General features: G+C 32.6%; 20 protein-coding genes. 12 read left to right on the forward strand and 8 right to left on the reverse strand.

Annotation, left to right across the window (positions count from 1 at the left end; translation table 11 throughout):
• Positions 1 to 235: 235 nt before the first annotated feature.
• From KBP46_RS00920 to KBP46_RS00940, 5 genes are all read left to right on the forward strand, one after another.
• Complete coding sequence (locus KBP46_RS00920; RefSeq protein ID WP_131797530.1) at positions 236 to 508, forward strand: hypothetical protein; 273 nt, start codon at positions 236 to 238, stop codon at positions 506 to 508.
• 88 nt (positions 509 to 596) lie between these two features.
• The gene (locus tag KBP46_RS00925) at positions 597 to 1,865 is read left to right on the forward strand and encodes a hypothetical protein (protein WP_123277699.1); all 1,269 of its coding nucleotides are present in this window, start codon (positions 597 to 599) and stop codon (positions 1,863 to 1,865) included.
• Positions 1,866 to 1,986: 121 nt separating this feature from the next.
• Positions 1,987 to 2,427, forward strand: a complete 441-nt coding sequence (locus KBP46_RS00930) for a transposase (RefSeq protein WP_123277698.1) — start codon at positions 1,987 to 1,989, stop codon at positions 2,425 to 2,427.
• Between the two features lie 10 nt (positions 2,428 to 2,437).
• Positions 2,438 to 2,719 (forward strand): helix-turn-helix domain-containing protein, encoded by a 282-nt coding sequence (locus KBP46_RS00935; protein ID WP_367397890.1) that lies wholly within the window; start codon positions 2,438 to 2,440, stop codon positions 2,717 to 2,719.
• Positions 2,720 to 2,932: 213 nt separating this feature from the next.
• Positions 2,933 to 3,916, forward strand: coding sequence for a diguanylate cyclase (locus tag KBP46_RS00940; RefSeq protein ID WP_253297144.1), 984 nt, complete (start codon positions 2,933 to 2,935; stop codon positions 3,914 to 3,916).
• Between the two features lie 546 nt (positions 3,917 to 4,462).
• Here KBP46_RS00940 and KBP46_RS00945 read toward each other — a convergent pair.
• The 3 genes from KBP46_RS00945 to KBP46_RS00955 form a co-directional block, all read right to left on the reverse strand.
• Entirely contained in the window at positions 4,463 to 5,098 is a 636-nt protein-coding gene (locus KBP46_RS00945) for a response regulator transcription factor (RefSeq protein WP_216444404.1), read from the reverse strand.
• Positions 5,091 to 8,081 (reverse strand): two-component regulator propeller domain-containing protein, encoded by a 2,991-nt coding sequence (locus KBP46_RS00950; RefSeq protein WP_216444405.1) that lies wholly within the window; start codon positions 8,079 to 8,081, stop codon positions 5,091 to 5,093. The genes KBP46_RS00945 and KBP46_RS00950 overlap by 8 nt, the downstream gene beginning before the upstream one ends.
• A gap of 547 nt (positions 8,082 to 8,628) precedes the next feature.
• Positions 8,629 to 9,051, reverse strand: coding sequence for a lipocalin family protein (locus tag KBP46_RS00955; protein ID WP_216444406.1), 423 nt, complete (start codon positions 9,049 to 9,051; stop codon positions 8,629 to 8,631).
• Between the two features lie 470 nt (positions 9,052 to 9,521).
• Here KBP46_RS00955 and KBP46_RS00960 point away from each other — a divergent pair, with 470 nt between their 5' ends.
• The 3 genes from KBP46_RS00960 (at position 9,522) to KBP46_RS00970 (ending at position 13,291) form a co-directional block, all read left to right on the forward strand.
• A complete protein-coding gene (locus tag KBP46_RS00960) occupies positions 9,522 to 11,045 on the forward strand; it encodes a catalase (protein WP_062675222.1) in 1,524 nt (507 codons plus the stop codon).
• A gap of 5 nt (positions 11,046 to 11,050) precedes the next feature.
• Positions 11,051 to 11,560, forward strand: a complete 510-nt coding sequence (locus tag KBP46_RS00965) for an ankyrin repeat domain-containing protein (RefSeq protein ID WP_216444407.1) — start codon at positions 11,051 to 11,053, stop codon at positions 11,558 to 11,560.
• A gap of 591 nt (positions 11,561 to 12,151) precedes the next feature.
• Positions 12,152 to 13,291, forward strand: a complete 1,140-nt coding sequence (locus KBP46_RS00970) for a hypothetical protein (RefSeq protein ID WP_148045418.1) — start codon at positions 12,152 to 12,154, stop codon at positions 13,289 to 13,291.
• A gap of 134 nt (positions 13,292 to 13,425) precedes the next feature.
• On the opposite strand, the gene KBP46_RS00975 is transcribed toward KBP46_RS00970, so the two are convergent.
• Positions 13,426 to 14,064, reverse strand: a complete 639-nt coding sequence (locus KBP46_RS00975; protein ID WP_062675219.1) for a response regulator transcription factor — start codon at positions 14,062 to 14,064, stop codon at positions 13,426 to 13,428.
• A complete protein-coding gene (locus KBP46_RS00980) occupies positions 14,057 to 17,047 on the reverse strand; it encodes a two-component regulator propeller domain-containing protein (RefSeq protein ID WP_216444408.1) in 2,991 nt (996 codons plus the stop codon). Before KBP46_RS00980 ends, KBP46_RS00975 begins: the two co-directional genes overlap by 8 nt.
• A 423-nt stretch (positions 17,048 to 17,470) precedes the next feature.
• On the opposite strand from KBP46_RS00980, the gene KBP46_RS00985 reads away from it, so the two are divergent.
• The 4 genes from KBP46_RS00985 (at position 17,471) to KBP46_RS01000 (ending at position 19,747) form a co-directional block, all read left to right on the forward strand.
• Positions 17,471 to 18,403, forward strand: coding sequence for a hypothetical protein (locus KBP46_RS00985; RefSeq protein WP_216444409.1), 933 nt, complete (start codon positions 17,471 to 17,473; stop codon positions 18,401 to 18,403).
• A 111-nt stretch (positions 18,404 to 18,514) separates the two neighbouring features.
• Complete coding sequence (locus KBP46_RS00990) at positions 18,515 to 18,985, forward strand: hypothetical protein (RefSeq protein ID WP_062675216.1); 471 nt, start codon at positions 18,515 to 18,517, stop codon at positions 18,983 to 18,985.
• 34 nt (positions 18,986 to 19,019) lie between these two features.
• Positions 19,020 to 19,439 (forward strand): helix-turn-helix domain containing protein, encoded by a 420-nt coding sequence (locus KBP46_RS00995; protein ID WP_123279938.1) that lies wholly within the window; start codon positions 19,020 to 19,022, stop codon positions 19,437 to 19,439.
• Positions 19,415 to 19,747, forward strand: a complete 333-nt coding sequence (locus tag KBP46_RS01000; RefSeq protein WP_062675214.1) for a hypothetical protein — start codon at positions 19,415 to 19,417, stop codon at positions 19,745 to 19,747. Before KBP46_RS00995 ends, KBP46_RS01000 begins: the two co-directional genes overlap by 25 nt.
• Positions 19,748 to 20,067: 320 nt before the next feature.
• Here the strand turns inward: KBP46_RS01000 and KBP46_RS01005 are convergent, their stop codons facing one another.
• From KBP46_RS01005 to KBP46_RS01015, 3 genes are all read right to left on the reverse strand, one after another.
• Positions 20,068 to 20,553, reverse strand: a complete 486-nt coding sequence (locus KBP46_RS01005; protein WP_216444410.1) for a hypothetical protein — start codon at positions 20,551 to 20,553, stop codon at positions 20,068 to 20,070.
• 293 nt (positions 20,554 to 20,846) lie between these two features.
• Positions 20,847 to 21,119 carry an AAA domain-containing protein gene (locus KBP46_RS01010; protein ID WP_253297145.1) on the reverse strand — a complete coding sequence of 91 codons (273 nt, stop codon included), beginning with the start codon at positions 21,117 to 21,119 and terminating at the stop codon, positions 20,847 to 20,849.
• Positions 21,120 to 21,157: 38 nt separating this feature from the next.
• Positions 21,158 to 23,239 carry an AAA domain-containing protein gene (locus KBP46_RS01015; protein WP_216444411.1) on the reverse strand — a complete coding sequence of 694 codons (2,082 nt, stop codon included), beginning with the start codon at positions 23,237 to 23,239 and terminating at the stop codon, positions 21,158 to 21,160.
• Positions 23,240 to 23,927: the final 688 nt, after the last annotated feature.

Consider the following 23,927-nt stretch of genomic DNA (forward strand, 5'->3'; position numbering starts at 1 on the left):
TTTAAGAGTGTATTAAATATTCAGAATTAAAAATGAACTTTGCTGTTTTAATGGTTTGAAAACCAGTTTTTTATATTTGTTTTGTTGATGTTGATGGTATCTATGTCGTATGCTACAGCATACTGATGAGGTATCTGTAGCGTATATAATTTCTTTATTTCAACTTAAAATAAGATCAATTTTACCACATAATTCCAATGAGGTGAAAATGTATTTTAAGAACATCCGTTACACTATGGCAAAGGCATCAGGTATGTTTCTTTTGCTATGTTGTTTTTCTAATATGTATGCTCAGTTATACTTTGGGAAAGGTTATGATCTCAATATCAAAGACAGTGGTTCTTTCAAAGAAAATCAGGGCATATTACGAACTAAAGATAAGATGCTTGTCCCATTCAAAAATAAAATTTATCCAGAACAATCTCTCAAATTAAAGGAATTGGAAATGGCTTCTCTAATAGGAATGCAAATTCGGTCTCCTCCTTCTTTCAAATATATTTTATACTAAAATAATATAAACACAAATTTAAAATATAGTAACTCAGGAAAAGAGTAATTATAAGACTCTTTTCCTTTTTTCCAAATTATTGAACAAAATGAAAAGTAAATTTTACACAATTTTTGCCTTGGCAATTGGTACATTATCCTTCGCTCAAGTAGGCATTAATACACAAAATCCACAAGGAGTATTTAATATCGATGGTGGAAAAAACAATGCAGTAACAGGAGTTCCAACGGCAGCACAGTTAGCTGATGATTTTATTGTCACGACATCAGGATCTGCAGGCATTGGTGCAATTCCCGACGCTTCTGCTATTTTAGAGCTTAATGTAAGCCAGCTTGCATCAGGGAGCCAAAAGGGATTTTTAGGTCCAAGAGTAGCTTTAACAGCGTATAATGATGCGTCTACAATTCCCAATCCTGCACTTGGTTTATTAGTCTATAATCTGGGAACTCAGGCTACCTTTACTTTTAAGGGATATGTTTATTGGGACGGAACCCAATGGAGACCTTTGGACGGCCGTTCGTTACAGACGGGAACAATAAGCAGTTTGAGATGTACTGACGCAACACTAAGCCCACTTACCTATACTGCCGGAACTCCTTACCAAGGTACCATGTCGATTCCTTATTCAGGAGGCAATGCAGGAGTATATGGTTCACAAACGATAGGACCTGTAAACGGTCTTACTGCAACACTTCCACAGGGTAATTTTGCGCAAGGATCAGGTACTTTAAACTATACTGTTTCCGGAACACCAACAGTATCCAGTCCCACTACAACAACATTTCCTATTTCGATAGGAGGGCAGAGCTGTAGTGCAACAGTAGGCGTTGGGAAAGTGCTTGCACCTGGAGAATATCAGTTCTTTAATTATACATTACCAGCGACGTATGTAGGATTGCTGAGCACACAGGTTGGCGGAACTTATGATGCTATTTTAGGTGGAAAATTAAAATTAGACCTTAATTTTAATGCAAGTTCCAATCAGGGTTCAGGAGCTGTTACCTACAATCCTCGTTTGGTAAATGCCTCCAGTTCTAATATTAAAGTATGGTATTCTGCATTATCAAGTGTAGACCGCTTCCGCCGTTCGAACGTTTTATTAGCGCCTGGAGGTTATATGGAAACGGATAACGGAATTTATCTTAACTGGGGAGATAATATGAATAGTAGTTCTACTCCTGTAGCAGCTACCAGTTCCAGTGATGATTCTCAGGAGATAGAAACGGTAGATGTAATTGTTGATGGAATCTGGTATAGAATAATCGTTTTTGTTTCTGTAGATAATTTAAATGATACTGATCCCAGCAATAATATCCGACGTGTTTTTATGACAGCACAAAGAATGTCTGCTTATTGATTTGATATGAGAGTATAAAATAGAACAGATGAATGCTCCTTAAATCATTATATCCGGCAGATGATTCTGTCTGCCGGTTTATAAAATACCCTCAATTCAACGATTCTAACAATACAGACTAATGAATTTTAAAGAGATTCCAATAGGACCATTAATTGAAAAAGAAGTTGCAGAGTGTGATATAGAACTATCCCGTATCTGTAGCTTTATGAAATGTACAGAGCAGGAAATAAGAAGAATGTACAAGGCTACAAGCATAGAAACAGAAAATCTGTTGAAATGGAGTAAATTATTAGAATATGATTTTTTCAGACTGTATTCACAACATCTGATATTATATGCTCCTGCAATAGCAGGTAAAAACACAGAATATAAACAGAACAAAAAAACAGGTTTACCCCAGTTTCGTAAAAATATTTATACGAAAGAAATCATTGATTTTATTCTGAGACAAATAGAGTCGGGAGAAATGTCAAAAACAGAAGTAATAGAACATTATAAAATTCCGAAAACAACACTGTATAAATGGATATGGAAGTATAAAGGCGAAGAAAATAAATAATAAACATCTTATGGGAAAATTAATACCTGATTATAAAAGAATCTATAATGATATCATTGTAAAAGAATTTCCGGAAAAAAAAGATTCCTGTCAACGGTTATTACAGAAAGAAAGCTTATCAGTTGTGGATATTATGGAACTGAATGAAAAAATTTTTGGAACTCCGGATAGGGAAGCTTTTGCTGCCAGCCAGAGACATCGGTCATTTAGAAAAAAGGATATACTTAAAATACTTGATTATCAGAAAAAAATAAACTCAACAATATCCAGCTTGCCTCTCACTTTAAATTAAGTCGTAACACAGTAACTAAATGGAGAAAAAATTTTCTAATCTAGAAATGTGTTATAACAATAGATCAACCCAAAATATGTTAGCTTTTTAGCTATGAGAGATATAAAAGATAATAATAGGAGGTCTGAAAAGGAGCTCCTTTTCTGTATACCTAAAAACTTATCGTTTGTTTTTTGTTGTTTTTAAGAGTAATTAAAAAATATTAATTTTTATATGGATAATTATTATCTTTTGAGTAATTATTTATTAGTAATGTTGCGTAAAATATTGAATTATATAAAAGACCTGCATATTGATCCTGATACGGACATGCTTAAGCGTATTGATGCTCAGAGATTAAATTTGTTTGCATTTTCTATCGGAGTTGTTTTGCTTCTGAGTGGATTAAGAGATTTGTTATTTGGCTTCAAAGCTTTTTTTGGAGGATTATTTGTGCTCGGTGGAATTTTTCTTCTTCTTTTCTTTTTTACGAAAGCACGCCAGAATATTTTGATATGCTTTACTGTTATTGAGCTTTCTATGATATTGGTTTTTTATTTTTCATCCACATCAGGCTTCGAAAATGGTTTGTCTTTATATTATTTTTTGCTTCTTAATACTTCATTATTTGTTTTTAATACAAGGGAAAACTCGAAGTATATCATCGTGGTTTTTGCTACTGCATTTATTCTTTTTCTGATAAGCCATTATTATGATTTTAGGATATTCAGGGTTGCAGGAACGGAAAATTTAGAGTTTTCAAAAAATCAGAGATTCTTTACTTTTATCAATGTGTTTGTATGGTTTGGAATTCTTGGCTATTTTATCCTGTCAAAGCACTTTATGATTTTGAAATTATACCAGAAGGTCCTTCATGGTGAAAAAATAATGGCGGGTATGCGTGAAAAGCTCAACAGAAAAGATGATATAGATTTGGAAAACCTGGTGAAATTTGCCATGAATGATGATATCGCTTTTATACCCAAAATGAAATCTTCATTTCCCAACTTATATGATAGCCTTACTGAGATAAACCCGGATATTACAGCAGATGAGTTCAAACTATGTGCTCTCCTTAAGCTGGGTTTCACTACAAAAGATATAGCGGAATACAATTGTATTTCGGTGCGGACAGTTCAGACGAGAAAAAGCAGACTTAGGAAATCATTCAGAATATCTTCTGATACAGATCTTTATAAATGGATAGATACTTTATAGTGGGAAATATATCAGTAATTTATAAAATCATAATGGAATGAAAAAAGAAAGATAAGCATATTGCCCATCTTTCATTGTACACTTAAATACAAATAATACTCAATATCGCTAAAAAAGCTACTTGATTTATATTTGGTTTGTTGTATCCTTCACTACCTTATTTCTCACTTATTAAGATATAGTTTCTTGAAGTGACTGCCTTTACTATCGGAAGAGCCTGTCGCTGATGCCTGATCATGAGCTGAAACACTTTTATGATTGGATTTGAATAACCACATCCCTGCTACTATCATCCCAATGGGGATGAAGAAAAATAAAACCAATCTTTTTACATTATTCTTTTTCATAAAGCAAAGCTATACAATAAGGTAACTTGAAAAATCATCACAGCTGTAGTAATTAAACGATAGGACTGACAATTTTTATTGTGATTAAGAAGGGTTCATAGCCAAAAAAACTCTTCTTAAACTTTAAAATGCCACCAGGACAACATATCTCAAAACAGCAAAACCCCTGCAAATTGTTAACTACACAATAATTTTTAATTTATTTTTTATGTACCTGATTTCGATCTCCTAACCTGACAAGATCAACAGTGTTTTTAATATTCAGTTTTTTGTAAATTCTTGCCTTGTAAGTGCTTACTGTGGAAAGATGGAGGCTTAATTCATTTGATATTTCAATATTCCCATACCCCTTAACCAGCAGATCAAATATTTCCTTTTCTCTTTCGGATAAAGTTTCCAATGGATTTATTGGGGCATCTTTTTTAGCAGAAGAAACCAGTTTTTTCACAATCTCAGGAGAGTAGTAGGTTCCGGTTTCAAAGATTTGCTGAACTGCTTCCAGAATATTGTTTTCATCTGATAATTTATTGATATATCCATCGGCACCTTCAATGATATACTGTACTGCGATATCATTGTCATATACAGAGAAAACCAGAATTTTAAGAGTGGGTTGTATTTTTTTTAATTCGCCAATCATGCTTAGATATTTGCTTTCCGGCATATTGATGTCCAGGATGAGCAGATCGAATTCTTCGGCATATAATTTATCCGTGAGTTCTGTATAAGATTCTGCACATGAGATTTTTACGTCTTTGTAGTGGGATTCCAAAATCAGGGTTGTTCCTAGTCTTACCACAAAATGATCATCAGCAATAATAATTTTTCTAGTCATATTTTTGTTTTTTTATTTTAATGGATACAATGGTTCCATTGGGGATGTTATTTTTAAATTCAATTTTACCATTGATCATCATGAGCAGCTGAAGGATGAGGTGCAATCCTAAGCTGTATTTTTGCAGCACGAGCTTTTCATTTTCGATATTATCCTGAAGCTTTTCATAATAGGTCATCTGTTCTTTACTCATTCCTTTACCGGTATCCCTAACTTCCAGAAAAAAGATACTCTCATCCTCAATGGTAGAAAGCTCGATCATTCCATTGGTGGTATTTTTAATCGCATTGTCTATGAGGTTATGGATGATAACGGCTACTACATTCTGATTGATCTTTGAATAAGTGGGATCTTTAATATTGCTGACAATAAGAGTATTTTGTTCTTTGGCAGCCACTTCAAAAAGTGCTTTTTTGGCTTCTACGACTTCATAAACATTATAAGTTTCATTCTTTTCAGAAATATTATAAATTTCTGCATACTCCTTTAAGGTTTTCACGAAATTGTAAAACTCTACTGAAGATTTGTAGAAACTTTCAAAATGTTTCTTTTGAATATAACGGTCATGCTCATCAGTTTCATACAGCTTTTTGGCAGTTATAGACAAGAATTTGATGGGCGTAATAATATCATGACTGATTGTTTCCAGGAGTTTTTTCTGTTGCACGCTTTCTTTTCGAAGCTGTTCTTTGGTATATTCTAATTTTGAGACTGTTTTTGATAATTTCCGGGTCCTTGTTTCAATGATGTCTTCAAGTTCCTTCTTTTTTAATATTTGTCTTTTTATTCTAAGCTTTATCAGCTTTAATGCAAAGACAGATATAAACAGAATAGCAAAAAACTTAAAGATGAGTATCTGATAAAACAGGTGTTTTACATTGATATTAATTGATTTATAAATATATTTTCCCTTCGGAGAAGTTAACACCCTCACAATAAGCTGATAGTGGCCTGGGGCAAGATTTGAAATACTGTATTTGCCATCACTATTTACTCTTTCCCATTTTTCATTCTTAGATCCCTTCAGTTTTGCTTCGATTACCAGATTGGCCCTGTTGGCATAATACGGTACATCTACCCAAATTGTTGCTTTATAGAAATTATTTTCCAGGTTAATATTTTGCCCCTCTATACTGCTTTTTGAATCATAAAAAACAACCCGTTCCAGAAAAAAGTTTTTAGGATAATAACTTCTTATTTTCTGGGGGTCGAAAAATACCAGACCTTTAATGGAAGGGAATACAAAATTTCCATTCTGAAGAACCGAAGCACTTGGCGAGCATCCTCCGTTAAATTCATTTGTATTAAAGCCGTCTTCCTTGCTGTATCGGTAATAGTTGGGCAAAGTTTTTCTGTCTTTGGCATATTGCAGAAGATTGTTTTTCAGTACCTGAAACAGTCCGTTATTAGTGCTGATCCAGAGAAATCCTCTTGGGTCCTCCAGAATGGTATGTGAAAATAGAAGATAGTCGTTTTTATCTTCGGGCATTTTAATAAGCTCTTTATTCTTATAAAGGAAAAATCCATTTCCCTGGGTCATGATCCATAAATTGCCATCTTTTGTTTTTGTGATTTCTCTTACATGTAAAGAGCCTACAGATATCTTTTTAGGAACAAAAGTAGGAGCTTCTATTAAAAATAGTGCGTCTCTTGTTCCTACCAGCCATTTATCATGCCGATATTGATATACAGTGGTTACAATATTAGGGAAGGAAAATTGTAAGAATGGGGTTTTAAAATCTGAGTCTCTGTAAAAGGTAAGGAGAGATTTCAGAGTAGGTTTGTGAAATGTTACCATGAAGTAATTTCTTACTTTCCATACATAAGAAGGTTCATTTTGGAAACTGAGGTTTTCTTTTTTAGAATAATCAGACCTCTTAAGAAAGCGTAGTAAACCAGATTCTCCCTGAACAAGAATATTCTGTTGATGATCATACAAGGAAAAAAAGCTGCTTGTGGTATTAAAATGATACTGCTTTACCAATCCGTTTTCATTGTATACATCACCTAAGGAAGTGATTACCTTATCATCTTCAAAAGGAAGTATTGAATAAAAAATATTTTCATAGGATTTATCTGATTTGTTGGCAACATGAAAATTGTTGAATTTTATTACATTTAACCCATCAGATAATGTTCCAAGGTAGAGTTTATTGTTTACTTCATCATGATAGATGGCAGATAGGGAGTTTTTATTAAGGTCATAATCTGCTAGTTTTTTTAAACTAAAATTATTACGTTCATAGCCTATTTTATACAGTGTATGATTCAGGATAATAAAAGATTGGCTATTGATCTGACTCCAGTACACTTCTATACCATTTTTGAAGAAAATATCAGGAGCATCCAGATAAGTTATTCGGGTAGGAGAGATTTTAATTATTTTTTGTAATGATCTTGAAATGATAAAAATAGTCTGGTCAAAACAAAATGTATCTGAAATATAGTTTTTAGGCAGGTCCTTCAGTGTTGTAATTATATGATCCTTGTACTGTACGGTTCCGTCATGCAATAAGTGATAATAGTTTTTCTTATCAAAATAAATAAAGAAATCTTTATTTTCAAACTGATCTGATAAAGCATTCTTTGTAAAAATAAAGTTCGATTTGCTTTCACGTAATACCCTTTGCAGGCAGCCTGATTTACGAGTAAGAACACTTACATTTCTTTTAGATATTAATGCTGTATTTTCATCAAAAGCTGTTGTATTGTAAATCGTATCTTTCTTTGAATTTCCAAAAAAAGAGGTAAACCTGTTATTCTTAAAGTTGAGATGATTATAAGTGACAAAATTATTTCCGTCATACCTCACCAATCCGTTTTCTGTACTGATCCAGATAAATCCGTATTGATCCTTGGTAACGTCTTTTACACTGTTCTGAGGAAGTCCTTTATCTGTATCATACCATATAGAAGCGGGCTGCTGGCTGTTGTACAGTTGTATATTGATAAGAAATAGGAATATAAGTTGCTTATAAAACATTTTTAATACTTGTAATTATAAAGTATTCATGGAATTAGTATTCTAAAGATTATCAAATTTTAACAGCCGGCAGAAGTGTTGAGCATCGTTTTAAAACTACATGCTTTTACATTTATAATAATAGTTGTGTTAATTATCAGGGCTGTCAGAATGAGCACGATGTGTAAATCAAATGCTTGCCAACCTTTGTATTGTGTAATGAATAAGAAAGTATTTGTACTGAAAGGAATTTTGTTAATAATGATATGATAAACAGTATTTTTTCTCTTTATGATAAAAGAAAAATAAGTAGAGGTCAGACGAGTATAAAAAGCTGATTTTTATATTCTAAAGAACGGATAGAGTTCTTAATATACCATCGGAAATATCAGGATCATGAAACAATTTGTAATTTCTAATTATAAACAATTGAAATAAAATAATATGAACGGACCAATTATCAGTAGGAAAAATGGACTTGAAAATCTATTTTCTTTCTTATAAGCTTCTTCAATAGTAGAATTATACTAAAGAAGAAACTTTACTGTTGATGATCAGGGGTCAGAACTTATTTTTCTTTGTTGTAAGTTTGGGCAAGGTTATTTTTTTGATCCCCAATTAAAGAGACTACTGTTAACGATTTATGATCAAGCTTTTGAATAAGTAATGTATCAATATCGCTACTGGCAGAGGGTTGTGCTACTCCTACAGTGCGGCTCCATAGAAATAGCGTATCATGGGAAACTTTCCATTGTTCATATAACAACGTGTGCATATTTATTGATACAGCAATACCATTGTCACGAAGCTCAATACCTTGCTTTTCATTTTCCTGCCCTGGAATAGGCTGTACCCATTTTCCTATAAGTTCCGCCCTTTTGGAATTAGAGTTTGATGTTGTGTTGGGATCTGTCTTTATATTTTCCTTTTTTGGGGAGGTACATGCTGCCAAAATACTAAGGATAATTATTGAAATTGTCTTTTGCTTCATAATTTTATGTCTTTGTTTTACGTATGTATATGTTTGTTATCAAGGTTGCTATGTGTATGGTAGCGGTGTGTAATCTGTAACTGATTCTCTCTCTCTATATTGGCTGAGCCTTAAAGTTGCTGCTATAATGGATTTTAGTAAATAATAAGTTAATTTTTTTTCAAAAATTAATATCGTATTTCCATTATTTTTACCAATATAAGGTCAATAAAATATTATTCGCAAAAGTACATAAATGTTCTTTATAAGAGGTTTTTAAATCTGTAGTTATAAAACTACATAAGCCACAATTTTAATTGGCAGACAGAAAGTTGATGTATATTTCTGCAATATTTATTTTATAAAATATAGTAGATGTTGTCTATTGATTATTGTGTTAACGATAGATTAATTAAATTTAAGTGATTGAATTTATTAAGATCAATTCAGTAAATCATCTTTCTATATTTGCCCCACTATAAAGAAAAATTATGAAAAAAAATGTTTTACTAGTGGGTATTCTGATCACATCAACACTTTACTCTCAACAGTTGACAACCAATACAGGAAGCCCTGTTGGGGATAACCAGAATTCTAAAACAGTTGGTAATAATGGACCTGTATTGTTGGAGGATATTCATTTAATTGAGAAATTGGCTGCTTTTGACAGAGAGCGAATTCCTGAAAGGGTAGTGCATGCAAGAGGAGCCGGAGCCATCGGTGAATTTGTTGCAGATGCCGATTTTTCTGATGTTACAATGGCTGATTTTTTATCAAAGGCCGGTAAGAAAACGCCTGTATTGGTAAGGTTTTCTACTGTTGTACATCAGCAGGGATCTCCGGAAACCTTCAGAGATCCAAGAGGATTTGCTGTTAAATTTTATACAGATCAAGGGAATTATGATTTGGTAGGTAACAATTTACCGGTGTTCTTTATCAGAGATGCCATTAAGTTTCCAGATATGGTTCATGCATTTAAACCTTCTCCGGTTACCAATAATGCTTCGGATAATAACAGAGTTTTTGATTTTATGGCTAATATCCCGGAGGCTACCCATATGCTGACATGGTTGTTCTCTGACAATGGAATTCCTGCCAATTACAGAGAGATGCAGGGAAACGGAGTACACGCTTTCAAATGGGTTAATGCAAAAGGAGAAATAACTTATGTGAAATATAAGTGGGTTCCAAAACAGGGAGAAAGAAATCTTACTCAGGAAGAGGCTGATAGAATCCAGTCTACACAAATAGAACATGCAACAAGAGATTTATATAATTCTATCCAGAATAAAGACTTTCCAAAATGGGATTTATATGTGCAGATGTTGAAAAAGGATGATTTTGAAAAGCTTGATTTTAATCCGGTTGATGTGACCAAAGTTTGGCCGGAATCTATCGCAAAATCAGTGAAAGTAGGAACGATGATCCTTAATCAAAATCCGACAAATTATTTTCAGCAGGTAGAACAGGCTGCTTTTTCTCCCGGAACTCTTGTTCCTGGAATTGAGCCGTCAGAAGATAAATTGCTCCAAGGAAGACTGTTCTCCTATTTTGATACCCAAAGACACAGAATTGGCGGAAATTTTCAGCAGTTACCAATTAATGCTTCAAAAAATAATGTGACAACATATAACCAAAACGGTTATATGTCTATGAGAGCTCAGAATGGAGAAGTAAACTATCAGCCTTCAATCGCTAAGTCTGAAGTTATCGACAATAAAAAATTCAAATACTCCCAAACTGTTTTCCCTGCTGGTGCAACAACAGTACAGGCTAAAATAGACAAGGAAAACAACTTTAAACAAGCTGGAGAACTTTATCGTTCTTTCTCAAAAAAAGACCAGGATAACCTGATTAAAAACCTGGGTAGTGCTCTGAACAGTGTAGAAAATAAAAAAGTAGTGGCTAAAATGATCTCTTATTTCTATCAGGCAGATGCAGAATACGGAAAACGACTGGCACAATATGTTAAAATGGATCGTCAGCAGTTGGAATCTTTATTATCTTCAAAATAGAAATAATGAAGTATCTTTTTTCTACCATCATGCTGCTTCTGATGACGAGCAGAGTGAGTGCACAGGATATTTTTGCTTATGCAAAAACAGATAATGTAGGAGCTATTGCTCAATTCAAAAAAGAAATTAATTCTAAAAATGAGGAAGGCTATACTCCTTTGATACTTGCGGCATATCATAATCAGGAAAAAACGGCAAAGTGGCTTCTTGAAAATGGAGCTCTGCCTGATCTGCAGGATAACAGCGGTAATACTGCACTGATGGGCGCTACCTTTAAAGGATATAAAGAAATGATTGTACTGTTGATTTCTCATAAGGCGAACATAAACATCAAAAATTATAATGGTGCAACGGCTCTTATTTATGCTGCGGTTTTCGCAAGAACAGAAATTATAAAACTGCTTTTAGACAATGGAGCAGATAAAAATGCTAAGGATAGCAGAGGCAATACAGCTTTGCAGCATGCTGTGATGCAAAATAATGAAGAAGCTGTAAAACTGCTTCAGTCATCATAATTTCATAGAAGAGTTTTTATTTTTTGTCAACTTCCGTAATAATCCTCCTGTCAGTATGATAGGAGGATTATTTATAATGTGTTGTCAGGCTGTGCAGCAGTAAAAGCCGGTTTATTTATATTTTCACGATTTACAGAGATTTGTAATTTTTAAACTACATAAGTGGGATGCAATACTACACGCACGGCAATTTGTTTTTACACGGTAAAGCTGAATTTTTCACATCTTGTATTTTAAATTTGTACCATCAAAATGAATAAGTTCAATTCTTGAAAATTAGAGAACTATTAATTTGATAATGATAAAATGCAAATAAAGAATAATAAAATATATTTAGACTCTCAAACAACGTAGTAATGAAAAATCATCCGTAGAAGAATATATTTATCTCAGACTGTACCGCTTCTATGAAGATTTTAATTGTGCTTTTTGTTTATCCTTAAACAAAAAACATCATTTTCCTATTCCATTTTTAAGTTAAGGAATATTTATCAGTCTTGTGCCATCTGTGCACAAGTGGATATGAGAATCATATTTGCTGAATTATCCCATGTTTTTCACTTCAAAAAGTTTAATACTAAAATTAAAATAATGAGAAAAAATTTAACAACCTTATTAACAGCAGTCCTGTTGGTAACTTCTGCGGGTATTTTTGCACAAACAGCAGGTGTAGGGATTGATACTACAACACCTAATTCCACACTGGATGTCAATGGAAAACTGGGGGTTACTGATATTGATGGGCTTCAGGCACCGAGACTTACCCGCGCTCAGCTTTCTGCAAAAGGAGATGCTCTTTATGGAGCCAATCAGAAAGGAGCATTGATATATATTACAGATATTTCAGCGGGTGACAACACAGGACCAAGAGTGAATATTAATGATGTTGGATACTATTATTTTGATGGAACGATATGGCAAAAACTGATTAATAATTTTAGCAATCTTTATAATGCAGACGGAACTCTTACCAGTAAGAGAACAGTTACACAAAATGGAAAGGATTTAAAATTTGTGAATCAACAAACTACAACTATTAATAATAGTGTAGGGCTGGGTATCGTACAGGATTCAGGAACGGGAACAAGATCTTCAATGGGATTTTCCAATGGTGGAAATTATTCATTGTTTATTTATTGTGATACCAACTCAGAATCACAAATTTCAGCTACAGGAAACAGTACCGGACTTTCTATTGGAACAGGTTTTACAAATTCACCTACAGGTATTAATTTTGTGACTACCCCAGTGGCGGGAGCTAATGGAAGTGCACAAGTAAGTATTGAACCAAATGGGGATACCTTTTTTGTTAAAAATGTAGGTGTTGGATATTCTACTACTACTTTTGCGCCAGGTGAAAAATTAAAAGTAAGCGGAAGTATTACGACAGCAACAACTACCTATCCCGATTATGTATTTGATAAGTATTATAATGGAAAATCTTTATTGAATTCTAAATATAAATTTTTAAATATTTATGATACAGAAAAATTTATTAAAGAAAACAATCATTTACCTGGGGTAACTTCTATTAATGATTTAGCAAAAACGGAAAATGGACTTTACTCGTTTAATTTATCAGAACTTTCAACCCAGACATTAGAGAAGGTTGAAGAACTTTACTTGCATGTTATAAAACAACAAGCGCAGATTGACGCTCAAAAAGAACAGATCAATAAACTACTTGACTTAACCCAAAAATTACAAAGAAAAATAAAGTCCAGAAAATAATAATTGTAACCAGAACTTGACGATTCTGATAGAATACAGATGATTAAAAAAAACGGAATATATTAATTCCGTTTTTTTAATTTTACCTACATTAATAGGTGTGTTGATATTTTTTTATACCAATTACCAGTTGATTACTTGTGTTTGTGTGTTTGGTTTTTATCACCTAACCTTACAAGGTCAACAGTATTTTTAATATTCAGTTTTTTATAAATTCTTGCCTTGTAGGTACTTACTGTGGAAAGGTGAAGATTTAATTCATTTGATATTTCAATGTTTCCATACCCTTTAACCAGCAGGTCAAATATTTCCTTTTCTCTTTCTGATAATGTTTCGAGTGGATTTACGGGATTATTTTTTTTAGCAGAAGAAACCAGTTTTTTCACAATCTCAGGAGAGTAGTAGGTTCCGGTTTCAAAGATTTGCTGAACTGCTTCCAGAATATTGTTTTCATCCGATAATTTATTGATATATCCATCGGCACCTTCAATGATATACTGTACTGCGATATCATTGTCATATACAGAGAAAACCAGAATTTTAAGAGTGGGCTGTATTTTTTTTAATTCACCAATCATGCTTAAATATTTACTTTCCGGCATATTGATGTCCAGGATGAGCAAGTCAAATTGTTCAGTCTGTAATTTTTCTGTGAGTTCTGTATAAGATTCTGCACATGAGATTTTTACGTCTTTGTAGTGGGATTCCAAAATCAGGGTTGTTCCCAATCTTACTACAAAATGATCGTCGGCGATAATAATTTTTCTAGTCATTTTTTTGTTTTTTTATTTTAATTGATACAATCGTTCCAATAGGGGTGTTATTTTTAAATTCAATTTTACCATTGATCATCATGAGCAGCTGAAGGATGAGGTGCAATCCTAAGCTGTATTTTTGCAACACGAGTTTTTCATTTTCGATATTATCCTGAAGCTTTTCATAATAGGTCATCTGTTCCTTACTCATTCCTCTGCCGGTATCTCTTACTTCCAGAAAGAAGAAGGTGCTATCCTCACTAGTAGAAAGTTCTATAACTCCATTGGTGGTATTTTTAATTGCATTGTCTATGAGATTATGGATGATAACGGCAATCACATTCTGATTGATCTTTGAATAAGTAGGATCTTTAATATTGTTAACGATCAGGGTATTTTGTTCTTTGGCAGCAACTTCAAAAAGTATTTTTTTTGCTTCTACAACTTCATAAATATTATAGGTTTCATTCTTTTCAGAAATATTATAAATTTCTGCATACTCTTTTAAGGTTTTTACGAAATTGTAAAACTCTACCGAAGATTTGTAGAAACTTTCAAAATATTTCTTTTGAATATAACGGTCATGCTCATCAGTTTCATATAACTTTTGTGCTGTAATGGATAAAAATTTTATAGGCGTAATAATATCGTGGCTTATGGTCTCCAGCAGTTTTTTCTGTTGGACACTCTCTTTTCGAAGCTGCTCTTTGGTATATTCTAATTTTGAGACTGTTTTTGATAGCGTTCGGGTTCTAGCTTCAATAATTTTTTCAAGTTCTCTTTTTTTCTGTTCCTGTCTTTTTATTCTTATTTTAAGGAGGGTAAATACAATGAGAGCTAATAATAAAACAATACAGGATTTAAAAATAAGCGTCTGATAAAATAGATATTTTACGCTGATATTGAGTGTTTTATAAATGTATTTGCCTTCAGGTGAAGTTAACACCCTTACAATGAGCTGATATTCTCCGGGCTCAAGATTTGCTATATAATATTTACCATCATTGTTTACTCTTTCCCATTTTTCATTCTTGGAATTCTTTAATTTTGCCTCGATAACCAGATTGGCCCTGTTAGCATAATAAGGAATATCGATTAAAATAACCGCTTTATAGAAGTTATTTTCCAGATTAATATTCTGACCTTGTATACTGCTTTTGGATTCTGAGAATACTACCCGTTCCAAAAAGAAGTTTTCAGGATAATAGCTTCTTATTTTCTGAGGATCGAAAAATACCAGGCCTTTGATGGAAGGAAACACGAAACTGCCATTTTGAAGAGCCGCTGCACTTGGCGAACATCCTCCGTTAAACTCATTCGTATTAAAGCCGTCTTCTTTACTGTATCGGTAATAGTTGGGTAAGACTTTTGGGTCTTTAACAGATTGAAGCAGATTGTCTTTGAATACCTTGAATAAACCGTTATTAGTACTGATCCATAGAAACCCGTTTTTATCCTCCAGAATAGTATGTGAAAATAAAAGATAGCCGTTTTTATCTTGAGGCATTTTAATGAGCTGCCCATTTTTATAGAGGAAAAAGCCGTTTCCCTGAGTCATAATCCAAAAATTTCCATCCCTTGTCTTTGTAATTTCTCTAATATGTATGGGGCTTACAGATATTTTTTTAGGAATAAAAGAAGGAGCTTCTATCGAATACAAAGCATCTCTGCTCCCTACCAGCCATTTATTATGACCCAGTTCCTGTACTGAAGTCACAATATTAGGAATCGAAAAATGTAAAAAAGGATTTTCAAAACTGGAGTCTTTATAGAAGGTGAGTTCAGATTGTAACGAAGGGATGTGAAACGTTATAATGTAGTAATTGTTGATATTCAGTACATAAGACGCTGTTTTGTCAAAATGATGTGATTCGTTTTTAGTATAATCAGAACTCTTTAAAAAACGGACTAGTGTCTTGCCATTTTGAACAATAATATTTTTTTGGTTGTCGTACAGTAAGAAATATTTGGTTGTTGTATTGAAATGATACTGCTTTAGCAGTCCATTTTCATCGTACACATCTCCTGAAGAGGTAATTACTTTATCATTGTCAAAAGGAAGTATTGAATAAAAAATATTTTCATAGGATTTATCAGATCGGTTGGCTACATGAAAATTGTTAAACTTAATGACGTTCAATCCATCTGATAAAGTGCCGAGATACAATTTATTGTTGATCTCATCATGATAAATGGAAGCCAAAGAGTTTTCATTAAGATCATAATTGATCATTTTTTTTAATCCGATCACATTGTCTTGATAGGAAACTTTGTACAAAATATTATCATGTAGGATAAAACATTGATTATTGATCTGGCTCCAGTAAATTTTGACATTCTTTTGGAAGAAAATGTCTGAAGCATCCAAATAGCCAACTTTACCTGACGAAATTTTGATAATCTTTTTTAATGTTCTGGAAACAATAAAAATATCTTGCCCAAAACAAAATGTGTCTGCTATATAATTATCATGCAATTCCTTTAAAGCAACTGTGCTGGAATCATTATACCATATGGTTCCATTGTTCAGTAAATGGTAGAAATTCTTTTTGTCAAAATAGATAAAAAAATTTTTATTATTTATTTTTTCCGGGGTTCCGCTTTTTACAAATAATCCATATGATTTACTTTCATGCTGCACTTTTTTCGTACAATTGGTCTGCTGATGCAAAACGTTTATATTTCTTTTAGTAAGGAGAACTATGTTTTCAGTATATGCTGTTATATTATAAATAGAATCCTTTTTTATACTTCCAAAAAATACTGAAAAGCGGTTATTCTTAAGGTTAAGATGATTATATGTTACAAAATTATAGCCGTCATAGCGTACTAATCCATTTTCTGTACTGAGCCAAATAAAACCATATTTATCTTTAATAATGTCTTTTACACTATTCTGTGGAAGGCCGTTATCTGTGTCGTACCATACAGAAGCTGCCTGTTGGCTATAACAAAACTGTATACAGACCGAGAATAGGAATATGAGGATTTTAGAAGACATGGGTAGGTTATTAAAGATAATTTTTCATTCTGCATTGAATTATTAGTAACATAAATGTAGTAAAAATTAATGATTGTTAAAATTTTAAAATGTCGTTTATAAACTACAACAAAGCCAATTAAAAATGACAATATTGATAATCTATCTTTACAGTAATTATTTTAGTGTTTATCAAGGTTATCAGATCTTTGCACTATAAATTTATTACTTGATTTTAACCATTAAAGTTAAATATGTTCCCAAGCATTTTAAACTTGGCTTCAAGGTCATTTTATACAGGGGAGTAGCTTCTCCTCTGTATTTATAGAGATAAATAAATCTATTTTACACAAGTTTTTTAAGTGAAAATTATACAGATTTTCATTGAAAAATATTTTACATAAATAAATTATGAATTAAATATCTGTTTCTAAAAAACAAAAGATGAATAATAAACAAATGAATGTGAAAAAATTAAACCCAAGTGCTATTAAAAACACAAAAATTACATCTTTAACAGCAGTTCTGTTAGGCTTATCATCCAGCATTTTTGCACAAACTGGAAATGTTGGGATCAACACAACATCACCAACAAAAACGCTAGATGTAAATGGTCAGTTACGTGTGAGAGATTTACCAATTATTCCAGCCGGAACTTCTATGGTTGCTGATGGTAATGGAAATATAGGAATGTTTAAGACTGTTGACCCAAACGATTTTATTTTGTACAATGTTGATAGTAATGTTAGACAAAATACGAGTGTAAATGTACCCTTAACATCTATATTAAATCCACTGCAAACGAATGCACAGGATGGCGGCTCAGGGACTACTATACAGCCAGCTAACTGCTGGGTGATACCTAATTCACAGGTTATATTTAAGTTTCCTGCAGGCTCTATAAGAAGAGGTACAGCAACATGGAGTACCTGGTTTGAAATGGCCTATGGATTTGACTGGTCTCAAATAAATATAATTGGAGGAACTGGGAGAATTAGATTGCCCCTTTTCTTTCATAGCAGAGCCTATGCCAGACTCTATAAAAAAACGGGAACTACGTGGTCTGTTGTTGATGTAGTTACAGTAACAATGCAGACCACTCAGATTTCACCATATCTTCAAGAATCGACAACCAGGGATAATACAGGAAATCTATACACAACACCAGGGAGTACCAACCAGAATTTCAGATATTTTTTATCTGCTTTTTATAGTATTGGAGATGGTACGACAGTGAATGTTGATCCTGATAGCGAATATAAAGTAGAATTGTTATATGGAATAGAAAACTTTTCATCAAGAGAAACCCTTACGAATCCTGGTCTTTTACAAAACTGGGGAGTACAATCCGTAGGATATAGTTTTTATAAAAATTAAGATTATTAATTACATTTTTGAATGAGCGGGATAGCGATATTCCGCCATTTGAATTCAAGGATGTATGCGGATAAAATGAATAAGAATAAACACTTTTAATATTGGAGAGGAATGAAAATAAATAATAAGAAAAAAGTAAGCCGATACATGATTTTTCAGTTAGTTGTATTGGTGCTGCTTTTTTTGAACATTATTATTCTTATGTATTTTGGTTACCCTTTATTTTCAGGAATATTTTTCGTGACAGCCTTAGCTGTGCTCGCATACGGAGCATTGAAAAAACGTTTTGTATTCGAATATGAGAATTCCGGACAGGTGGTTTCCATTAAAAACTATCAATGGTTTTCAGGTGGGAAAAAATTGCCAGTCTTTGAAATGCCTCAAAAAAAAATTGTACGGATAGAAGTAAAAAAAAGAGGCTTTCGAAAATATTTAATTATTCTTTTTTCAAATTCTTCAGGAAAGGTATTAAGACGAAATATTGATATTACTTTTTGTAATGAAAATGAAACCTGCCAGCTTTTGGGAGATATAACCAACAATTTGGTAAAGAAAGACCAGAAACTTTCTTCTGATCAATAATGTTGCTTTTTGAATAAAGACAAATTAGTTTAAGATGGAAAATTTAAAAGATATTCATATTGGTGCTTTGGTATATGAGCGTGTAAATGAACAGGATATTGATATGGGCAGAATCTGCAGATTCTTACACTCGACAGAAAAAGAGATCCTGGAAATGTATTCTATGAAATCCTTAGATGTGGATGTACTTCTAAAATGGTCAAAGTTATTGGAATATGATTTTTTCCGTCTCTACTCCAATCATTTAATATTATACGCTCCCGTTGCCAGTCAGAATAAAAATGTGGTAAAATCAAAATTACCCCAATTCCGGAAGAGTTTATATACAAAAGAAATTATAGACTATATGCTGGAGCTCCTCGAAAATAAACAGAAGACTCAAGTTGAAATCATTAATCATTACGGAATTCCCAAATCAACATTGAATAAATGGATAAGCAAGTACAAGCAATAAATACGGGACCTAATTATAAAAGAATTTACCATGATTTCATAGAATCTAAATGTCCGGATAAAAGAGAATATGTAAAGAAATATCTATCAAAAGATACCCTGTCTTTATCCGATGTTTTGAAGATTAATAATATTATCTTTTTTGATGGATTTTCTGAAAGTCAGAAATTCAAATCCTATGATAGACAGACTATTTTTGAAATTCTTGATTATCAGAAAACACATAAATTAAATAATAGCCAGCTAGCCAAACATTTTAAATTAAGCAGAAATACGGTTACAAAATGGAAGAGGATATTTTTAGTATAATCTGCATTTTTCCATTATAAAAAGTAGTAAGGGGAGTATTACTTCGTTTTTTTTCTAAGTTTTTAAGAGTATATCCATCGGATATACTCTTTTTCCTCTTAATTCCCAAAAGTCTGATATAGAATGCTTTCTGTGGAATGTAGTTTTTTATCTACAAATATTGGTTTTTATTATATCTGTGGTCTTTTATCTTTGCGAACTATTTTTATCTACGGTAATAATTATGGGAAGTTTAAATCCGATTTATTCTTTAGAGATTAAAGCATTTCTGAAACAAGAGGTAAACGTTTTTTTATGAGTAAAAAATAAAGCTAAAGTCTCTATTTCTTTGCCTGTAGATAAAAGTTATCCATATAAACCGCCTGATGTACTCCATTTAGCATAACTTTCAAACCTAAATGTGAATCTTTTTTCAAAGAAACAGTAAATGTTTTTTTGTCACCTGTTATTTTGGAAGGTTTAGTAATTGAAACATAGGTTTTTACATCAGAAGGGTTGTCTACTGAAAAAAGTTCTAAGGTAGTTTCTCCTCCATTATCAGAAAGATCAAGAGACAGTGTATAGATTCCAGCTTTGATTTCCGGTGTTACCAGATACATGTTTTCTCCAGGATTGTTCATTGAATAGAATATAATTCTTTTATCACTTGCATAAAGCATAGCTTTTCCGGATTGAGCCATCCAGCATTTATTGATGTCTTTCCAGGTATCAAAACTTTCTCTAAGAGTGGCTACAGGTTTACATTGTGCATGTGCTGTTAGAAACCCTCCTATAACTGCTATTCCCGTAAGTACAATTTTTCTCATGTGTTATTTTTATTTATAATGAGTAAAAATAAGTAAAAAAGCTTATACCGGATGCTATTCTTTTATGATTTAAGTTAGCTTCCACTAATAATTGGTGCAGAGAAAATCAAAATAAAATCATAAAATACTGTAAAATAGTTTGATAGAGGGGGTGCGTTTTGCAGAATTTATGATTTAAAATTAAAATAAGCTTTCTGATGGCAGAAAGCTTATTCAGTTTTAAGCAAAATATAATTATAAACAAGACTTAAAAATAAAATAATTCTATTCCTTCGGTTATGAGTGAGATCATATTAATTTTTTATCTCTTTTCCGCAATTGATAAGTTCGGTGACAAGCTGCCCACTTTGCACTGCCCAATAATTTTTGTCACACACTACAATTAAATTCCGTTTAGCTCTACTCACAGCAGTATTAACCAGATTAAGGCCTTTGGAAACAGGAATAGTAGTGTCAACAAACCATTTATCATAGGTGTCAACAATACTTAAAATTACAGTATCCCATTCTCTGCCCTGAGAACCGTGAACAGTGAGGATTTTCAAATCATTTCTTTCTTGTGGCAAAGAATTGTTGAGTAATCTTATTTGTTTTTTATACGGGGTTAAAATGACAAAATCCTCCGTTCCATTTTTTTAAGGTTATGAACAAGCTTGCTTATTTCTGAAACTTCATTCATTGATACTCTTGATTTTGGTCCTTCATTTTTTTTAGCATTAATATACTGTATCTGGGTTTCACCTTCCGGATTATTGGAGCTAAAGTTGTTTTCATAAACATATTTAGATAGAATCTGAGCCAGATTATTTCCGAACCTGTAGGTAGCATTTAAAGAAGTCTTGGAAATATGTTCAGATTTGAATTCCGAATTGTCCAGGTACTGATTTCTGGAGAAATCCTTTGATTTCGAAAAAAGAGTGTCCAGGAAAATGGCAGACTGAGCCCATAAAAACATATTATAAAACTTGCCATCCCTTTCAATACTGCTGTCGTTAATTTCACAAACCGGAGGTAATTGCTTGTGATCCCCCAGAAATGAAATGGGCGTTGAATGATTAAACAATGTCAAAGCTTTAATAATATTGGCATATCCTGCTTCATCCAGAAAAATATGCTCAACATTTAACTTTGATTCTGCATAACGTCCAATATAGCCATCTAAAGTGCATCCAATGATATTGACGGACTTCAAACGTTCTTCAGTAGAGGAAATAGCTAGTTTAGCTCTTAAATGAACATATCTTTCCAATTCAGATTCTATTACGCCCGGGCTGTGATTTTTGTATTCTGAAAATAGATGCGTGTCAACTTCTAACTTATCTCTTTTTTGAAGGAGTATGGTATCTGCCTTTTTTTTAGTTTCTTTTATATTTGTGACAGACAGTTTAGAAAGAACAGACTGAACTTCCGGAAGAAATTTGGTCTGGTTAATCAGATTAGTGATTTTTATAGATACTTTTTTCTGAATCTCAGCTAAATCTCTCTCTTGAACCGTTCTTTTCTCACTGATTTCAGAGAGTTCATATTTCAAATATTCCAGATCTTTATTGAAATCATAAATTCTCTTTCTACTCTCATAAACTTCCTTTTCTGCACGCGTTGGTTTACTGCTGAATGTTTTGATAATCTTATGGGAAATAGAATTTATTTTAGCAATATTTTTTTCCAGCTGTTGAGTTTCTTTAATGCTGTTTTCAGAAAGTAACTTAACCTCTATCTCCTTTTTTTTGAATATGATATTCACCTCAGCCAATGAGTCTGTATCTCGTTTTATACGCTCAGAAAATTCAATTAAATCATCAAATTCAGGAGTTACGTCTATAAATCTGTCAATGGCTTGCTGCTGATTTTTAAAATTTAGCATTCGTTCCAGAATATCAATTTGTTTATCTATTTCAGCCAGCTTTTTTTGAACCCCTTTTTCTTCACAGACTTCGGGAAATTCTTCCGCAAATTTTTTGGAGGGCGTTCCCAGGCGTATAATTTTTTTTCTGTCGATCCCAGCCTTATCAGTCATTTTAATGATCCCTTTTAAAACTTGCTCAATCGCATTATTGGTGGGAGCTAAAATGGCAATTGTATCCCCTTTTCTGATATAATGGAGCACTGCATAGGCAAGAACAAATTGGGTTTTCCCTGTGCCGGGAGCTCCCCAAACATAAGAAAAGGGATTCGTGAAAATATTTTTTAATGACTGTTTTTGGTTTTCGGAAGGCAGAAGATTTTTCTCAGGAAAAAAGTCAATATTCTGAAAGTCCTCTGAGTATTTCGAAGTTCTCGTAGGTAGGGAGAGATTGCTTCCATTATGTACGTACCAGTCTTTCACTCTTTCAACCAGGAACTTCAGATCAGAGACCACTTTAAGGTCATTTCTTTGTAGCCCAATGAAATCCGGGGATATTTTGTCAGAAGGTTTAATTAAAAGTATATTTTTATCATTGTCGTATTCAATAATTTTAATTTCTGTGGAATCATAATCTTTACCATTGCGGAAATTCCTGAAAAAAACAGCTTCTGTATCAAAAAGCTTTGCAGACAAACGAAGCTTAATCACAGTATACCTGCCTGGCAAATATTCTAAATCAAAAACATCAACTTCCTGGATGCCTTTATTGTTATTCTGTAGATATTCATAATAGTTTTGGCAACTGTCTATTGCTATTTCTCTTATTTCTTCTGCTGTCATTTATTTGACATTTATAAATATTATTCTGCTATTTGCGGGTTGGTGTTTGTAAAATTAACTTGTAATGGGGTTATCTCATTATGGTTTTCCGTAAAAACAAAACTAATGATCTTCTTAAAAGTAAGAATAAGTATTACTATATTTATTAAGGTTCTGGAGTTTTTTAAAAGAATTTGAACGAGTTAAAAAAAAGAAATAGAAAAAATAATATTCTTTATAATCACGGTTACAGAAAGATTGGGTGGCAGTGATTTATTTCTTTTTTAAGCTATAGAAGGAAAATTTTTATAATTTTAGCTTATTATTTTATAATCTGAATGGAATACACCTATAAAACAAACACTTTTTTTCTTTTAAAAACTGTAATTTATACCATTGGATTTCTAAGCTTAATAGCAATGTCAAGACTTTGGATAGGGTCAAATGAAAATTGGAATCAAATGATAGAAAATGATTTTATTCCGGCATTAATAGTCAGAAGTATTTTTTTACATTGGCAGGATTACTATTTTTAGGATTATCTTCAATAGTAAGCAAAATTTACAGGAAAGAAAGCCCTTTTTTGAAAGAACTGGTTATTCTGCTGTTGTTTTCTTTCACGCTGAATGTAATACTGATGTTAGGCTTAATCTGACATGAATTTATAATAAAATACAGACACTCTTTTATTTATAAAATGAGACTATCG

The sequence above is a fragment of the Chryseobacterium sp. PCH239 genome (genome assembly GCF_018924625.1).
Classification (GTDB): domain Bacteria; phylum Bacteroidota; class Bacteroidia; order Flavobacteriales; family Weeksellaceae; genus Chryseobacterium; species Chryseobacterium cucumeris.

Excerpts from the sequence above, each read along its gene's own strand:
- KBP46_RS00920 (WP_131797530.1), top strand. The coding sequence starts at position 236 with ATGGCAAAGGCATCAGGTATGTTTCTTTTGCTATGTTGTTTTTCTAAT.
- KBP46_RS00925 (WP_123277699.1), top strand. The coding sequence starts at position 597 with ATGAAAAGTAAATTTTACACAATTTTTGCCTTGGCAATTGGTACATTA.
- KBP46_RS00930 (WP_123277698.1), top strand. The coding sequence starts at position 1,987 with ATGAATTTTAAAGAGATTCCAATAGGACCATTAATTGAAAAAGAAGTT.
- KBP46_RS00935 (WP_367397890.1), top strand. The coding sequence starts at position 2,438 with ATGGGAAAATTAATACCTGATTATAAAAGAATCTATAATGATATCATT.
- KBP46_RS00940 (WP_253297144.1), top strand. The coding sequence starts at position 2,933 with ATGGATAATTATTATCTTTTGAGTAATTATTTATTAGTAATGTTGCGT.
- KBP46_RS00945 (WP_216444404.1), bottom strand. The coding sequence starts at position 5,098 with ATGACTAGAAAAATTATTATTGCTGATGATCATTTTGTGGTAAGACTA.
- KBP46_RS00950 (WP_216444405.1), bottom strand. The coding sequence starts at position 8,081 with ATGTTTTATAAGCAACTTATATTCCTATTTCTTATCAATATACAACTG.
- KBP46_RS00955 (WP_216444406.1), bottom strand. The coding sequence starts at position 9,051 with ATGAAGCAAAAGACAATTTCAATAATTATCCTTAGTATTTTGGCAGCA.
- KBP46_RS00960 (WP_062675222.1), top strand. The coding sequence starts at position 9,522 with ATGAAAAAAAATGTTTTACTAGTGGGTATTCTGATCACATCAACACTT.
- KBP46_RS00965 (WP_216444407.1), top strand. The coding sequence starts at position 11,051 with ATGAAGTATCTTTTTTCTACCATCATGCTGCTTCTGATGACGAGCAGA.
- KBP46_RS00970 (WP_148045418.1), top strand. The coding sequence starts at position 12,152 with ATGAGAAAAAATTTAACAACCTTATTAACAGCAGTCCTGTTGGTAACT.
- KBP46_RS00975 (WP_062675219.1), bottom strand. The coding sequence starts at position 14,064 with ATGACTAGAAAAATTATTATCGCCGACGATCATTTTGTAGTAAGATTG.
- KBP46_RS00980 (WP_216444408.1), bottom strand. The coding sequence starts at position 17,047 with ATGTCTTCTAAAATCCTCATATTCCTATTCTCGGTCTGTATACAGTTT.
- KBP46_RS00985 (WP_216444409.1), top strand. The coding sequence starts at position 17,471 with ATGAATAATAAACAAATGAATGTGAAAAAATTAAACCCAAGTGCTATT.
- KBP46_RS00990 (WP_062675216.1), top strand. The coding sequence starts at position 18,515 with ATGAAAATAAATAATAAGAAAAAAGTAAGCCGATACATGATTTTTCAG.
- KBP46_RS00995 (WP_123279938.1), top strand. The coding sequence starts at position 19,020 with ATGGAAAATTTAAAAGATATTCATATTGGTGCTTTGGTATATGAGCGT.
- KBP46_RS01000 (WP_062675214.1), top strand. The coding sequence starts at position 19,415 with ATGGATAAGCAAGTACAAGCAATAAATACGGGACCTAATTATAAAAGA.
- KBP46_RS01005 (WP_216444410.1), bottom strand. The coding sequence starts at position 20,553 with ATGAGAAAAATTGTACTTACGGGAATAGCAGTTATAGGAGGGTTTCTA.
- KBP46_RS01015 (WP_216444411.1), bottom strand. The coding sequence starts at position 23,239 with ATGACAGCAGAAGAAATAAGAGAAATAGCAATAGACAGTTGCCAAAAC.